This window comes from Robertmurraya sp. FSL R5-0851 (assembly GCF_038002965.1).
In the GTDB taxonomy this organism is placed as follows: Bacteria; Bacillota; Bacilli; order Bacillales; family Cytobacillaceae; genus Robertmurraya_A; species Robertmurraya_A beringensis.
Map to the genome: position 1 here is coordinate 1,899,520 of NZ_JBBOOE010000001.1, position 15,108 is coordinate 1,914,627.

At 37.0% G+C, this 15,108-nt stretch carries 12 protein-coding genes and 1 pseudogene; 11 read left to right on the forward strand and 2 right to left on the reverse strand.

What is annotated here, in order from left to right; genetic code table 11:
* Positions 1 to 554 precede the first annotated feature (554 nt).
* From MKX65_RS09675 to MKX65_RS09705, 7 genes and pseudogenes are all read left to right on the forward strand, one after another.
* Positions 555 to 1,832, forward strand: a complete 1,278-nt coding sequence (locus tag MKX65_RS09675) for an SLC13 family permease (protein WP_340903409.1) — start codon at positions 555 to 557, stop codon at positions 1,830 to 1,832.
* A gap of 325 nt (positions 1,833 to 2,157) precedes the next feature.
* Positions 2,158 to 3,375, forward strand: coding sequence for a CaiB/BaiF CoA transferase family protein (locus MKX65_RS09680; protein ID WP_340903410.1), 1,218 nt, complete (start codon positions 2,158 to 2,160; stop codon positions 3,373 to 3,375).
* Between the two features lie 52 nt (positions 3,376 to 3,427).
* On the forward strand, positions 3,428 to 4,234 hold the full coding sequence (locus tag MKX65_RS09685) for an enoyl-CoA hydratase (RefSeq protein ID WP_340903411.1): 807 nt from the start codon (positions 3,428 to 3,430) through the stop codon (positions 4,232 to 4,234).
* Positions 4,235 to 4,265: 31 nt separating this feature from the next.
* On the forward strand, positions 4,266 to 4,784 hold the full coding sequence (locus MKX65_RS09690) for a gamma carbonic anhydrase family protein (RefSeq protein ID WP_340903412.1): 519 nt from the start codon (positions 4,266 to 4,268) through the stop codon (positions 4,782 to 4,784).
* A 206-nt stretch (positions 4,785 to 4,990) separates the two neighbouring features.
* The gene (tnpA, locus tag MKX65_RS09695; RefSeq protein ID WP_160549971.1) at positions 4,991 to 5,473 is read left to right on the forward strand and encodes an IS200/IS605 family transposase; all 483 of its coding nucleotides are present in this window, start codon (positions 4,991 to 4,993) and stop codon (positions 5,471 to 5,473) included.
* A gap of 256 nt (positions 5,474 to 5,729) precedes the next feature.
* Positions 5,730 to 5,927: pseudogene (locus MKX65_RS09700) on the forward strand (glycerate kinase); the annotation flags it as partial.
* Between the two features lie 290 nt (positions 5,928 to 6,217).
* Positions 6,218 to 7,399 (forward strand): MFS transporter, encoded by a 1,182-nt coding sequence (locus MKX65_RS09705; RefSeq protein ID WP_340903414.1) that lies wholly within the window; start codon positions 6,218 to 6,220, stop codon positions 7,397 to 7,399.
* A 398-nt stretch (positions 7,400 to 7,797) separates the two neighbouring features.
* Here MKX65_RS09705 and MKX65_RS09710 read toward each other — a convergent pair whose 3' ends face one another.
* Together MKX65_RS09710 and MKX65_RS09715 are read right to left on the reverse strand one after the other, a co-directional pair.
* A complete protein-coding gene (locus MKX65_RS09710; protein WP_340903415.1) occupies positions 7,798 to 8,340 on the reverse strand; it encodes a hypothetical protein in 543 nt (180 codons plus the stop codon).
* A gap of 94 nt (positions 8,341 to 8,434) precedes the next feature.
* Positions 8,435 to 9,457 carry an acyltransferase gene (locus MKX65_RS09715; protein ID WP_340903417.1) on the reverse strand — a complete coding sequence of 341 codons (1,023 nt, stop codon included), beginning with the start codon at positions 9,455 to 9,457 and terminating at the stop codon, positions 8,435 to 8,437.
* Between the two features lie 141 nt (positions 9,458 to 9,598).
* On the opposite strand from MKX65_RS09715, the gene MKX65_RS09720 reads away from it, so the two are divergent.
* From MKX65_RS09720 to MKX65_RS09735, 4 genes are all read left to right on the forward strand, one after another.
* Positions 9,599 to 10,327 (forward strand): YwaF family protein, encoded by a 729-nt coding sequence (locus MKX65_RS09720; RefSeq protein WP_340903418.1) that lies wholly within the window; start codon positions 9,599 to 9,601, stop codon positions 10,325 to 10,327.
* Between the two features lie 304 nt (positions 10,328 to 10,631).
* Complete coding sequence (locus MKX65_RS09725) at positions 10,632 to 11,777, forward strand: acyl-CoA dehydrogenase family protein (protein ID WP_340903419.1); 1,146 nt, start codon at positions 10,632 to 10,634, stop codon at positions 11,775 to 11,777.
* Between the two features lie 19 nt (positions 11,778 to 11,796).
* On the forward strand, positions 11,797 to 12,381 hold the full coding sequence (locus MKX65_RS09730; protein WP_340903420.1) for a TetR/AcrR family transcriptional regulator: 585 nt from the start codon (positions 11,797 to 11,799) through the stop codon (positions 12,379 to 12,381).
* Positions 12,382 to 12,409: 28 nt separating this feature from the next.
* A complete protein-coding gene (locus MKX65_RS09735) occupies positions 12,410 to 14,581 on the forward strand; it encodes a family 78 glycoside hydrolase catalytic domain (RefSeq protein ID WP_340903421.1) in 2,172 nt (723 codons plus the stop codon).
* Positions 14,582 to 15,108 lie beyond the last annotated feature (527 nt).

Genomic DNA, 15,108 nt, shown 5'->3' on the forward strand with positions numbered 1-15,108 from the left:
AAGTGTTAAATTTAATATGGATAGGTGTTTTATATATGTCTCATTTGGCTAGGTCAGTTCAGTTTATGGTTGCTTTTTTTTATGTAGAAAAGTATTTCGAAAAATTATTTTAGGGATTAACCCCCAAAAAACAAATTCATAGGATATAAACAAGAGAATTATATTATTCTAGAAAAACTCTTTGTTTAATACTATTAACATGATAAAAAAAATTTTCTAAATAGATTGAAAATTTCGTTGACTTCAGTAAAAGGTGAACTTAATATTAAGTTGTACTTAGTGTATACAGGATACAGTAGTGAGGAGGTGGCTGAAAACATGAAGGTAGCGAGTGAACGAGTACAAGAACGTATCCTTTCTTTAAAAGATTACTGCACTGAATGTAAGAAAAAATGTAAGCGTTAGCAATTTTATGAAAAGGGTGAAATGTTCCAAAGGGGATGGACCTTATCACTTAGCCAATTTTGTATCGCTTTTTTCATGATTTACCGATGCTGTTGCAATTTCGAAAGTTAATAATGCAATATTACATTTTGTACTTAGGGGGTATACATATGGGCATTGAATTAATCTCAATCTTAATTCTTTTACTCATGTTCGTTATTGGCTCGGTCTTACCTATAAACATAGGTCTTTTAGGTTTTGTGGCAGCTTTTATTGTTGGATCAGTAGTGGCGGGCATGGAAATGGATGCTATATTTTCCGGATATCCTGGAAATCTTTTCATTCTCCTTGCTGGGGTTACCTTCTTCTTTGGTATTGTACAGAACAACGGAACGATTGATTTAATCACCAAGTGGGGAATGAAATTAGTCAGAGGAAATGTTGGACTGATGCCATGGGTAATGTTTGTTATCACACTTCTGTTGGCATCGATTGGCACACAGGCTACTGCTTGTGTAATGATCATAGCTCCAATTGCATTAAGGATTGCAGCAAAGAACAACATAAATCCAGTTATGATGGGTTGTTTAGTTGTTATCGCTTCAACTGCTGGTGCCTTCTCTCCACTAAACCTTTTTGGCTTAATTGTTAAAGGGGTTATGGAAACAAGTGCAATTCCACATGAACCAGTGCTTTTATTCATAAATACCACACTATATAGTACATTAGCAGCGATCATTATTTACGTAGCAATGGGCGGAATTAGCTTGCTTAAAAACAAGATCTCCTCTCAGGCATATACAGCTGCAACATTAGAAGACGGTGCGGCTAGTGAAGAAGTGAAGTTAACTTGGTATAGAGCAATGACACTATTGGGGATTGTGGCTCTTATTGTAATGGCTCTTGTATTAGAAATGGACATGGGCTTTTCTGCACTCATTGTAGGTTTGATTCTTACATTGATGGCTCCTAAACAAAATGCAAAGGTTATTGGTACCTTACCATGGACAGCGATTTTCATGATTACTGGTATCGTGACATATGTTGGCGTACTAAAGAGCATCGGAGCATTGGATTACATGACAGACCTTATAGCTTCAGTAGAAAGTTCAGTAGTAGCATCTTTAGCAGCTTCATATGTGGGGGGAATCATCTCTGCGTTTGCGTCAACAACAGGATTCTTGGCTGCCATTATACCACTTGCAGCACCAATCCTTCAGGATCCAACCGTTTCGTCAGTTGGAGTTATTGCAGCAATCTCCATTGCTTCTAGTATTGTAGATTTAAGTCCATTTTCAACAAGTGGAGCATTATTAGTTGCGAACACTCAAGGAATGAGTGAAAGAGAATATTATACGAAACTAGTAACAGTTGCTGGATTTGTTGTTGTTTTAGGACCAGGGCTAGCTTGGTTGATATTTGTTTTAATTGGGGTACCATGGGGATGATTAGTAGATCCAAAAAAGTATGGAAAGGAAGTTTGTTTTTACTAAATAATCAGAAAATTAATTGACTTTATTGAACTAGATAATTACACTTATCGTATGTTGTATACTGTATACAATATACGATATGCAGTATACAATCCGAAATCTCGTTTTATGTTGCTTTATTAACTAAATTGCGTGAAGTTCTCAGTATGAGAGAAACATGCGGGAAAGCATTCAAGAGAGAGACCCTAGAGTCATGAAATTTGGAACTTGATGATTGGCTTTAAGTAGTTTCCAAACTAGGAAACTAATATTTTTAAAAGAATCGAGAGTGATGTAGAAGATGACTGCTTTAACAGGAGTGAAGGTATTAGATGCGTCCCAAATCATGGCTGGACCTTATTGCACAATGGTGTTAGCTGATCTAGGTGCAGAAGTTATTAAAATAGAAAAAATTAATGGCGGCGATGATTCTAGACAAATGGGGCCATATGTTAACGGTGAATCAACTTGCTTTTTTCAGATCAACAGAAACAAGAAAAGTGTTGCATTAAATTTAAAAACAGAAGAAGGAAAAAGGATCTTCAATGAGTTAGCTAAAGAGGCTGATATTATTGTTGAGAATTATCGCCCAGGGGTAACAAAATCTTTAGGAATTGATTACGAATCTATGAAAAAGTTGAATGAAGGGATTGTTTATTGTTCAATCTCAGGCTTTGGTCAAACTGGACCATATTCACATAAAGGTGGATTTGACTTAGTTGCTCAAGGAATGACAGGGTTAATGAGCATGACTGGACTTCCTGGAGGCAGACCATTAAAGTCAGGTGTCGCTGTTTATGATATAGGAGCAGGAATTACCGCTGCATATGGAATTTTAGCAGCGTATATACACAAATTAAAAACAGGAAAAGGTCAACAAGTTGATATTTCACTTGCAGAGTGCGGACTTCCTTGGTTTGCTTGGGAAGCAGCAGCTTATTTTGCTAACGGAGTAATTCCTGAGCCGTCTGGATGGAGACATAGGGTATCCGCCCCATATCAGGCTATTAAGGCGAAGGATGCTTATATGATGATAGGATGTGCTAACCAAAGAACATGGGAAAAATTCTGTTTAGAGGTTCTAAACAAACCTGAATGGCTGAACGATGAGAGATATAAAACAAATTCGCTTCGACATGATCATGTTGAAGAGCTTGAAAGAGAAATAGAAGAAATTACAACTACAAGGGATGCGAGCTATTGGATAAATAAGTGTGAACAAGCAGGAGTACCTTCAGGACCAATTAATAACTTTGCAGAAGCAGTTAACAATGAACATTATCTCGAAAGAGAAATGGTCGTGGAATTGGATCATTCACTATTAGGAAAAATGAAAACTATTGGATCTCCAACGAAGTTTTCAGAATCAAAGGTTGAGATTAAAACACCTGCCCCACTTTTAGGAGAACATACAGAAGAAGTGTTAAAGAAGATTGGTTATTCTGATGATGACATTCAATCATTTTTACAAAGAGGAATCATTGATACTCAAATTCAAAAAGAAAACACGATAAAATAGTATGTACCAATAGGAATTTTGAAAAATCAATTTAAATTGGAGGGGTCAAATTATGTCAGTAAATGAAACAGTTGAGGTTGGGTGCGTCAAACTTGATCGTTTTGGTGCTGTTGCTCAATTAACTCTATCTCGACCAAATTCACTTAATGCGGTGACCTGGGAGATGTATCAACAGCTTGAAGAACATTTAACGGCACTTGCAACTGACACCGCCACACGCGTACTAGTTATTCGCGGAGAGGGGGAAAAGGCATTTGCAGCAGGAACAGACATTAGTCAATTTAATGGCTTTACTGGACAGGATGGTATTAATTACGAAAGTAGAATCGATAAAATCGTAGATAAGTTGGCACAATTTCCAAAGCCTACGATTGCAGCAGTTAATGGATACGCAGTAGGAGGAGGGCTTCTTCTCTCCCTAGCTTGTGACCTGCGATATGCTACACCGAAAGCACGATTTGGAGCACCAATGGCTCGCACACTGGGGAATTGCTTGAGTTTAAACAATTACCAAAGGTTAGTTACTGAACTTGGTCCTATGAGAACGAAAGAATTGCTTTATACCGCTCAAGTTATTTCAGCTGAAGAACTTTTTGCATATGGCGCGTTAACAGCCATTTTAGAGGGAGAAAACTTCTTTGATAAAGTGTTAGAAATCGCTACTAAGATCACTAAGAATGCTCCTTTAACAGTGAATGCAACGAAGGAAGCCATGAACCGAATCAATAAGAGCAAAAGGTTAAATACACCTGAAGATACATTTGAAGATGTCATAGCCATGGTATACGGCAGTCGTGATTTTGCAGAAGGGGTTTCAGCTTATTTAGAAAAGCGTTCTCCCATATGGATAGGAGAGTAAAAGGCTAATAGAGATGAAGGAGGCTACTAGGTTGGGAATCTATCGATTAGATGAGTTTATGCCAAAAATTGATCCAACTGCCTATATCGCACCAGGGGCACAGATAGTTGGAAATGTAGAAATTAAAGCAAATGCATCAGTTTGGTTTAATGCAGTTATTAGAGGAGATAATGAAAAACTTACGATCGATGAAGGGGCAAATGTCCAAGATGGGGCGGTTATCCATTCTGATCCAGGTTATCCAACATATATTGGGAAAAATGTAACCATAGGACATAATTGTGTAATACACGGTTGTACCATTGAAGAAGGTGCTGTCATTGGTATGAATGGTACCATTCTTAATGGAGCCATCATAAAAAAGCAATCCTTTATTGCAGCAGGAGCCCTTGTTACTGAGAATAAAATGATTGAGGAGAGAATGCTTGCTGCTGGTGTACCTGCAAAAGTATTGAAAGAAGCACCAAGTACTTTGATCGAACGTGCAGAAGATGGGGCTGCTTTTTATCGCAGCAATGGAAAACGGTTTAAGGAAAATAATATTTTGTAGAAAAATGCATGTAAAGGCAACAAACGTCCTTGTCTAGTGCGATAATTGTTAGGGTGACACGAGGTCACCCTTATTATTATGGAAACGAAAACCCCGGGCTAGGCCCGGGGTTCCAAAAAGCTTTCAGCGTGGTATTAAAAAAACTTCCCCATGGTGCTAAAATATTTTTGGTTCGCCAACCAAAATACCAGCACGGAGGAAGTCCCATGTCTAAAGACAATAATAGTTTAGCACACACTACCTGGAATTGTAAGTATCACATCGTCTTTGCACCAAAGTATAGAAGACAGATTATCTATGGGAAAATCAAAAAGGATATTGGAGAAATACTACGCACATTATGTGAAAGAAAAGGTGTAGAGATTATTGAAGCTACAGCATGTAAGGATCATGTACATATGTTAGTGAGCATCCCACCAAAACTAAGTGTATCTGCATTTGTAGGTTATTTAAAGGGAAAGAGTAGTTTAATGATATTTGACCGACATGCAAACCTGAAATACAAGTACGGTAATCGTAAATTTTGGTGCACAGGATATTATGTAGATACAGTTGGAAGAAATAAAAAGGTAATTGAAGAATATATACGTAATCAAATACAAGATGATATAGTCGCAGAACAATTAACAATGATGGAATACATTGATCCATTCACGGGTGAAGAAGTAAGGAAAAAGAAACGAGGTTAAAAGGGAAGAAGGCCTTTGAGGTCTGGCCAGTAGAAGTAGTACACTTGGCGAACCCTTCAGTAGCCCTTTAGGGTTTGGTCAGTAACAAAGGCTTTCAGCCGCAGAGAAAACCACCCGTTATCACGGGTGGTTTTTATTTTTAAAAATAAAAATTTGAGAAAAGGACAGGGTGGGTATGAAATTTTGTTTTAGCTCCGGATTCTTTTAAAGAAAGCATGACAGCTAATCAAGCTGCTTTAGCTATCCGTTTGGTGTTGCTTCAGTAGCAAACCGCTATCCAATTCCGGTCATTGCCTTTGCTGGACGAGTAGGGAATGGAATAGAGGATTTGTATGATAAGGGTTTTACAGCCATCTTTGGAATAGTAAATGGAGTTTCTACGATAGTTGAAGCATTATCTTCTGGTGAGAATAACCTTTGTAGAACAGTTGAAAATGCTATTGCTACAGGGTAGGAATGTAGTTATGTTTTTATACATTTATAGTTATTATAAGGTTTCTAAACAACCTATAGGTAAACCTTTTGTATGCAAAGCGGTGTCTTTACACTGTTTTTTTTTATGAAAAATTTGTTCATTACCCGCTCATACTTGGTAAATATATGATTGCGATAGGATTAGGCAAACATTTGATACAAAAGTGTTACCAGTAGCTTTTTCATATATTGCATAATAAAGTTGTATAAGTTTGGTACTTTACCTCAAGGTTCAATCTATTTAACTAATACTCTAGGGGGGATAACTACTTGGAACGTTTATGGACGAAGCCTTTTATTTTAATCACCGTGGCGATGCTTTTCCTGTTTACTGGATTTTATATGTTGTTACCAACACTTCCATTGTTTATAAAACACATTGGCGGAAGTGAGAGCCAGGTTGGATTGGTCGTAGGTGCGTTCATGCTATCTGCTGTCATTCTTAGACCAATCATCGGAGGACTATTAGATCGTTACGGTAGACGGCCATTTATTTTATGGGGACTTCTTATTTTTACAGTGGCTATGTATTTCTATAGCTGGGTTGGCGGAGTATTAGTTTTACTTGGCTTACGGATCTTACAAGGATTGAGTTGGGCGGTTTCAACCACGGCCATTTTTACCGCCATTACAGATATCATACCATCTACCCGAAGAGGGGAAGGAATGGGCTGGTTTAGCACAGCCATGACCCTCGCCATGGCGATCGGGCCCGTGTGCGGAATATGGATAACACAAAATATATCCTATCAAGCGTTGTTTTTCATTGCGGTCGGTCTTTCTGTAGTTGCGCTATTGTTGATGTTTGTTGCCAAGATACCTTTCCAACCGAAGAAAACGGGGATGCAAAAAATAGAGCTTTTTGAAAAATCGGTCCTACCCATCACCATATCAGTCTTCTTTTTACATATTGCCTATGGTGGAATTACAGCTTTTGTTCCGTTATTTACGAATTCTCTTGCTGTTAATTCGGGAGCCTTTTTTCTGGTGTATGCTGCAACTCTTGTACTTAGTCGCCCGATTGCAGGAAAACTTTCAGACCGACATGGAGAGAAGTTTGTGATTTTACCAGCTCTTGGTATTACAATCATAGCGCTCATCTCCTTGAGTCTTGCGGAAGGATTAATGGGAATACTCGTTTCTGCTGTTTTATACGGGATCGGTTTCGGTTCAGCATCACCTGCTTTACAAGCAGCCACCGTACGACTTGCTCGTCCAGAGCGTAAAGGGGTAGCTAATGCTTCTTTACTTACTGCTACGGATCTTGGTATTGGACTTGGATCAATTGTGTTGGGCTGGATTTCACAATACACAAGTTATTCTGTACTATTCATCGTTAGTGCAGTGTCTGTCGGGTGTGCATTAGTAATATTTAGACTCTTTGTAAATCCTTTGGTACAGAAAAATAGGGATAACGAGCCAGTGATTACAAAGGATGTAGCATCCCGATAGGTCTCGACTAAAAGGTTTAAGATTGACTATTTAAGTACTTATTAACCCTTAAATAATATTCTGGAAGCGAGGAAGTTAAAGTGGATTATGTAAAACTTGGAAACACAGGTTTGGAGGTGTAACGACTTTGTCTTGGAGCCTGGGTACTGCAGAAGCAACCCCTGAGCCTCTTAATGAAAAGGGTTGGGGGGATTAAGAGCTAGTAGGTGAAGCGCTTGAACCCTAAAAGGGGAAAGGCGTCATTGCTATTAAATTCGGTATAAAACAATCCCCTTAACTTAAAATTTGAAACTATTATTGATCGGATGTTCTAATTATGCAATGGAATTTAGTGTTACTGGTGAAGTAACAAAGATTGAAGAAGGTTATCTTGTTATCAAATAGTACAAGCATCCGTGTTAATCAATTGAGTCAACTGGTATAACATCAGCAATTTGAAGAATATCCTCTCCAAAAAAGCAGTATAAGTCTGTCGTTATACTATCCAGGTTCATGTTTCGAATAACAAAACCATCGTAATGATGGTTAATAAGTTTTTGACGGAGAGCTTTATTTGCTTCTTCTTTATTTAAAAGAATGGCCTTATCTAGCCAGGTAATGTTTCTTTTTTTTCCTAGATAATCGCAATACTTATCACGTTCTTCCATAAACAAATTATACGATTCAAAATCCTTTATATGTGGTTCACCTACATATACTTTATAGACATATCCTTGGACAGGCTTGTCATATTGAACGACTTTCGGTTCACCATCTTCCCAAAACTCTGTATCCGATTTTTCAATAACTGTCTCCGTTCCGATGGCAAAAGGTTTCGAAGAATGGATATCAGAAGTAAACCAAGTGCCAATCGTATCAATATCGTTGGGTAACTTTTTCTGAACAACTGTTTCATTTTCGAAATGATGAAATTTCCGTATAGAACCGTGATAAACGATCATCTAGACACCTCCCATTTAGAGGATGTCCAAGTCCTATCTTTTTCATGACAGCTACCTCATTTAAGAATTTGGAATGGACCCCATAAGAGATGAATTACTTCTTTTGACCTAAACGCCTTTTTAAGAACTGTAAGAAATCATAGGTTAGATACGATATAGAAAATATAATAAATAACTTGAATAGCTTAATTAATAAGCTATCTGCAAGGTTAGTCATGTTTAAATAAGATAAACTTAGATCATATATTTCAATATAAAAAACATGAACTACATATATACCCAAGGATCTTCCGCCTATTTCAGTAATGAATAAATTCTTTCCTAAATTATTATTATTTAATGCAAAACAAAAAAGAACGAAAGTTAAGATGATTGTAGATAGGAAATATTCCCCGTGTGCGGCTGAAAGTACTTTTTCTAATAAGTACCCCTCTGTCACTTGAATTGTAAGAAGACAAAAAATGATTATTAATTGAATTTTTACACTTTTTCCAATGGTCCTTTTTAATCTTTCATTAAACGCAAAAAAGAAACCTAGTGTTGTATAAAATAGGCCAATAAATAAAGAATCACGTGTACTTATAGGAAAAGCATAAAACACTGAATATGATTGTCCGAAAAGACCTATTATGTTTAATAGTAAGCTAATAAGTAGTAGATGGTTGATTTTTTTTAACTTATAAAAAACAAAAAGGATGACAAAACTCCAAATTAATGCGGTTAAAAACCATAACTGGTATCCGCTCGTACCTTTGCCGTAATAGACGAGGTCAGGAAACGAAAAATGATTAATATAATCCTTCAATTCCCTTCTTTGATTACCAGTTCCTATAGAAGTCATAAGTATATCTATCACTATATAAAAGAATAGCCAGCATAAATACAGTTTTAAAAGTTTTATTATATACCTTGTAAAGGCCCTTTTAGAATCTCTATTGTTTTTCATCTTATTACCGAAAAAATAACCAGAAGCAGTAAAAAAGAATGGAACCGCGAACCTTGAAACGTTATCGAGAATAAATAATCCAATTTGGTTATCCCTTGGAAATACATGGATCACTAAAACAGACAATATGGCAAAAAATTTAATCAAGTCAATCGAATAGTTTCTCTCCATGTCTGGCTCCTTAAAACACGTTCAATAATTGAATTTATTATTTACCATTTAAAGATGTTTGAACCAAATGAATAAATCTCTGGGAGCCGATTACAAATCATAAAATTACCGATACAACATAATAGGAGGGGGGCTAATGGAATGAAATCATTCTTTGGTCATTATGGCAATTCATTCGAAATGTATTCGCTTCAGCATGTAATAGCACTAATGTTTATTATCTTGGTCGTAGGGACAGTCATTTGGTTCAGAGTACATTTTCGCAAACCCGGGTGGAATCGTATTTTCCGTTACGGATTAGCCTTGCTAATGCTTTTATTACATATAGGTTTACATTTATGGTACATCAATACCGGTAATTGGACACCGGAGCAATCCCTCCCGTTTCATCTATGTACATTAACCCTGCTTTTATCGATTTTGCTGCTACTTTATCCAAATTTCTACTTGTATGAGTTCGTCTTTTTTGCAGGTACACTTGGTGCACTGCAAGCGTTATTAACTCCTGTGCTTGAAGTTGCTTTTCCTCATTTTTGGTATTTTTACTTTTTTGTCGGACACGGGGGAATTGTGTTAACGGCTATTTTTATGACTGCTGTAGAAGGTTTTAGACCGACTTGGAGATCAGTTGGAAGGACGATGCTTTGGTTAAATATCCTAATGGTGGTTGTGATCCCGGTAAACGCAATAACAGGAGCAAATTACATGTTTCTAGCCAGAAAACCTGACACTGTTTCTTTGCTTGATTTTCTTGGTCCATGGCCTTGGTATATTATTTCGCTTGAGGTAGTTGCACTCGTGTTATGTATATTGCTCTATTTGCCTTTTCTTTTATTTGAACGATGGAAGCTACTAGGGAAATCAATCTAATTTGGTTTTGTAAAGTTAGATTAATTGTAGCTTTGGTTAAAATTGGACTCTTCTTTAAAGAGGTAAATTTGAATCATTAGTTGGTATGTAAAAAATAAATTATGCATATACTTTCAAAAATTAAACCTGCTTCTCTATCTTGGTACAGTAGTAACTAAGGGTCATTCATTCAAACAAAATTTTTTTTATTTAAAATTTGAACCTTGTTTAAAAAGTGATTGACTATATGTGGGCAGTGATTATAATAGATTTAAGTAAACAAATTTCAGACTATTATAAATTATCTGAAATAGGAGGGTGACCATTGGAAACATTCTTAACTGATGAGCATGAGCTGTTTCGCAAATCGTTACGTAAAATGCTGGAGCGGGAAGCGTACCCGTTTTTTGAGCAATGGGAAAAGAATCGTGAAATTCCAAGAGAGTTCTGGATAAAAATGGGAGACAATGGGTTTCTTTGTCCATGGATGGATGAAGCGTATGGTGGGCTCGGATTAGATTTCATGTATTCTGTTATATTGAATGAGGAACTTGAAAGAGTAGGGCAAGGTTTATCAAGTGGTGTTTGTTTGCATTCCGAAATTGCAAGCCCTTACATTCGGAAAATAGGCACAGAAGAACAAAAACAAAAATGGCTGCCAAAGTGTTTAAGCGGAGAGGTAATTACCGCCATTGCAATGACAGAGCCTGGAGCGGGATCAGATTTAGTTAATATTAAAACAACGGCGAGACGTGAAGGAGATTATTATATTTTAAATGGTGAAAAGACATTTATTACAAATTCTATTTCATCGGACCTTGTTGTCGTTGTTTGCAAAACAGATACCCAAATCACACCTGTACATAAAGGAATTAGTCTGATCTTAGTCGAGAAAGGTACAGAAGGCTTTAAGAAAGGAAAAAAGCTAAATAAAATCGGAATGCATAGTGGTGAGACTGGTGAGCTTATTTTTGAGGATGCAAAGGTCCCAGTTGAAAACCTGTTAGGTGAGGAAGGAAAAGGATTTTATTACTTAATGGAAAATCTTCAGCAGGAACGTCTCGTTGTAGCGATTCAATGTCAGGTTGAGGCAGAAGAAATGCTTCGAATTACGATCGATTATGTAAAGACAAGGCAAGCGTTTGGTCAAACCATAAGCAAATTTCAAAATACACAATTCAGAATCGCAGAAATGGCTACAGAAATAGAATTAGGTCGAACATACCTTAATCAAATTACAATACGTCATATGAATGGTGAAAAGCTAACAAAGGAAGTGTCGATGGCGAAATGGTGGATTAGTGAAATGGCCAAAAGAGTTGCGGCCGAATGCCTACAGCTTCATGGCGGCTACGGCTATATGGAAGAATACGAGATTGCTAGACGCTACCGTGATATTCCTGTAGCAAGCATATATGCCGGCAGTACTGAAATCATGAAGACCATCATCGCCAAGCAGCTAGACTTGTAGCATCCGGAAAGGAGAGCTTATGAAACTATCAGAGAAACGAGTACTGAAAAAGAAGGAACAAATTATTCTATCTGCTATCAAAATAATGAATCGAAAAGGATACAATGGTGCGACAATGGAGGAAATAGCGGCAGAGCTACTGATGACCAAGGGTGCCCTTTACTACTATTTTAAAAATAAGGAAGATTTAATCTACCAGTGTCACGAACTCGTTTTAACAAATGCGATTGAAGAGCTACAAGCTCACTTAGAGGAACCGGTTTCCTATGAAACTCGTTTGCGAAATATGATTAAGACTCATATTGCTTACGCCATCAAAGAAAAAGAAACCTTTAATATGATTTTAAAGCCAGATGAAACCTTTTCTAGCGAACAATTAAAACCGATATTATTAAAACGTCAAAAGTATGCTCATCAATTTGACACGGTTATAAAGGAGGGAATGAAAGCGAAAGAGTTCACGATTACTGAACTGAAAATTGCGCGAATGATCCTATTGGGTTCCATGAACTGGATTCAGCAGTGGTATCAACCAGACGGTAAATTTAACGTTGAAGAGCTCCAAAATGTTTATGCAGATTATTTGTTAAAAGTAGTGAAATAATCAAATAAATAATAAAGGGGATGGTTCGATGTTTGTTTTTGAACAATTAGCTGAACATGCAAAATTCCAGCCAGAAAAAATCATTAGCTCCTACCATGGAAGAGAGCTTTCCTACAAGCAATTTTATCAGCAGGCTAAAAACTTAGCAGGCTATTTTCAAAGAAAAGGCTATAAAAAAGCAGATAAAATTGCACTTTTTCTCCATAATTCAGACTACTTCTTGTTATCCTACTATGCCTGCCAAATCGCTGGATTTACAGTAACCCCTGTTAATACGAAATTAACCACACCCGAGGTAGAGTATATCTTTACACATTCAGAAGCAAAGGCGTTAATTTATGATGTTCGCTTCAATGAAAAATTAAAGAATATCAATCTTCAAATCTTTGAAGACTTGCTAGATGTAGGCGTGAATATGGACATTTCCAACTGGAAACCAGTTCACGTCATGAATTACGGATATGATAACCTAGAGGTTCAAAGAAATGAACCCATCCGTACAGTTGCAGAGCTGGATGTAAAAGAAATCCTAATCACTCCTGAAGGAGATACCGTAATAGATTTTGGACAAAACTTTGCGGGTCACCTTAGGGTCTTCATGCAAGGTGAAGCTGGAACAGAAGTAACCTTTGAGCATACGGAGGAGCTTAATAAAGAAGGGAATTTTACTTATCCTTTTTCCAATAGCACCAGAGAGCAGAAAGATAAGTATATTTTAAAGGGGAGTGGTGAGGAAATATTTGAACCTCGTTTTACTTATCATGGATTCCGCTATGTAAGAATAAGAGGATTAGAAGGTACATGGAAGAAAGAACAGTTTAAAGGAATGGCCATCAGTTCAGATAACGAAATGAGTGGAAGCTTCCTTTGTTCTAATGATAAACTGAACCGCTTGCAGCAGAACATTCTTTGGAGTCAGCTATCAAATACCATAGGAATTCCAACAGATTGTCCGACAAGAGAAAAGGCAGGATGGACCGGGGATGTTGTAGTCTATGGTAAAACGGCTTGTTTCAATCAAAATATGAAAAAGTTCTTTGAAGAATGGTTAAAGAGTGTCCGATTGGAGCAGTTGGAGGATGGACAAGTACTTAATATTGTACCGATGGTTAAGAACTATGTGCATATGAGCATGATGAGCTCTTTAGGCTGGGGAGATGTGATCGTTACACTACCTTGGCAGTTATATCAGGTTTATGGTGATAAGAAAATTCTTGAAGATAATTATGATGCGATGACGAAATGGATTAATTTCGTAGAAAAATTGGCTGATGAACAACTTCCACCTGAAGTAGCAAGCATGAGTGGACGTCAACTCGAAAATCAGCACTATTTAATAAATACAGGTTTCCATTTTGGAGACTGGCTGGTTCCAAGCGTTGTGAATGAAGATGGCTTTGCAGACGGGTCAGCATCTTCTTTTCTAACAGGCCATACCGTCTCTACGACCCTATATGCATCCATGACAGATATTATGAAGGAAGTCAACGAAGTTTTGGGTTATAAGCAGAGTGCTGAATATTACAATCAGTTGGGAAAACGAATCAGAGAAGCTTTTGAAGAAGAATACTTAATGACAGACGGAAAATTGAAAAATGATCTGCAGGGCATTTATGTACTGGCGCTTCAAATGAATATGGTATCTAACGATAAGCGGGAACAGATTCTGCAACGGTTGGTTGAACTGGTGGAAGATAACAATAATTGTATGGATACTGGTTTTATGTCAGTACCCTTCATACTCGATGTTTTGAGTGAAAATGGTAGAAACGATATTGCATATCGTCTGTTATATCAAAACCAATGTCCTTCATGGTTGTATGAAGTAGAACATGGAGCAACCACCATGTGGGAATCTTGGAATGCTATAAAGCCAGATGGAACAAGGGACGAATGTTCTTTTAATCATTATGCTTTTGGATGTGTTGGAGACTGGGAGTATCGTAATCTTCTAGGAATAAGAAATTTAGGCATCGGGTATGATCACCTATCCATCTGCCCTGATTTAGACTGTGGACTGGATTGGGCTAAGGGCCATTATGATTGTGTTCATGGCAGAATATCGGTCGAGTGGAAACTGGACGGTAAATTGGTAATAGCAGAAGTTGATATTCCGGTTAATGTAACAGCACAATTAAAAATAGGAAATGAAGAGAAAATTGTTGGGAGCGGAAAATATCAAATTTGTTCACAGAAATAAATAGTAATAATGTTATCTAAGTCGATAGGATTGTCCTATCGATTTTTTGTGTTTAAAAATGAGTGTAGTATTACTAAAAAGCTTAAGATTACAAATACAGATATTACCATTTTTATACAAATCAAAATATAAAGATGGTTTTCGTTTTATTAAAATTGAACATTATCTCGTGCAAAAGCCCCTACTGAAAAAGAATCGCTTTTTAGATTGGTAATTTATCATCCTCAGCATACCTATTTATATTTGTTTTCCTTTCATATACCTTAATTCTATAACCTGGAATTAATGCTTTGTAACCATATACTCTATTATTCAAAGTCGTGTCTTGGCTTTTGATGCCATTCGATCATTTGATCGGACTGAATCAGATTTTTATAAGAATGGATCAGAATTAATTAGTTGGATGCATGAAGAACTTTTTCCCAGCCGAGATTAGGAACTGTAGAAGACAAGTAAGAACATGGTTAAGAGATATAGTCAGCTTAGATGAGCCGAGTGCTGTTACTGCGGATGTTGATAAAAAGCAG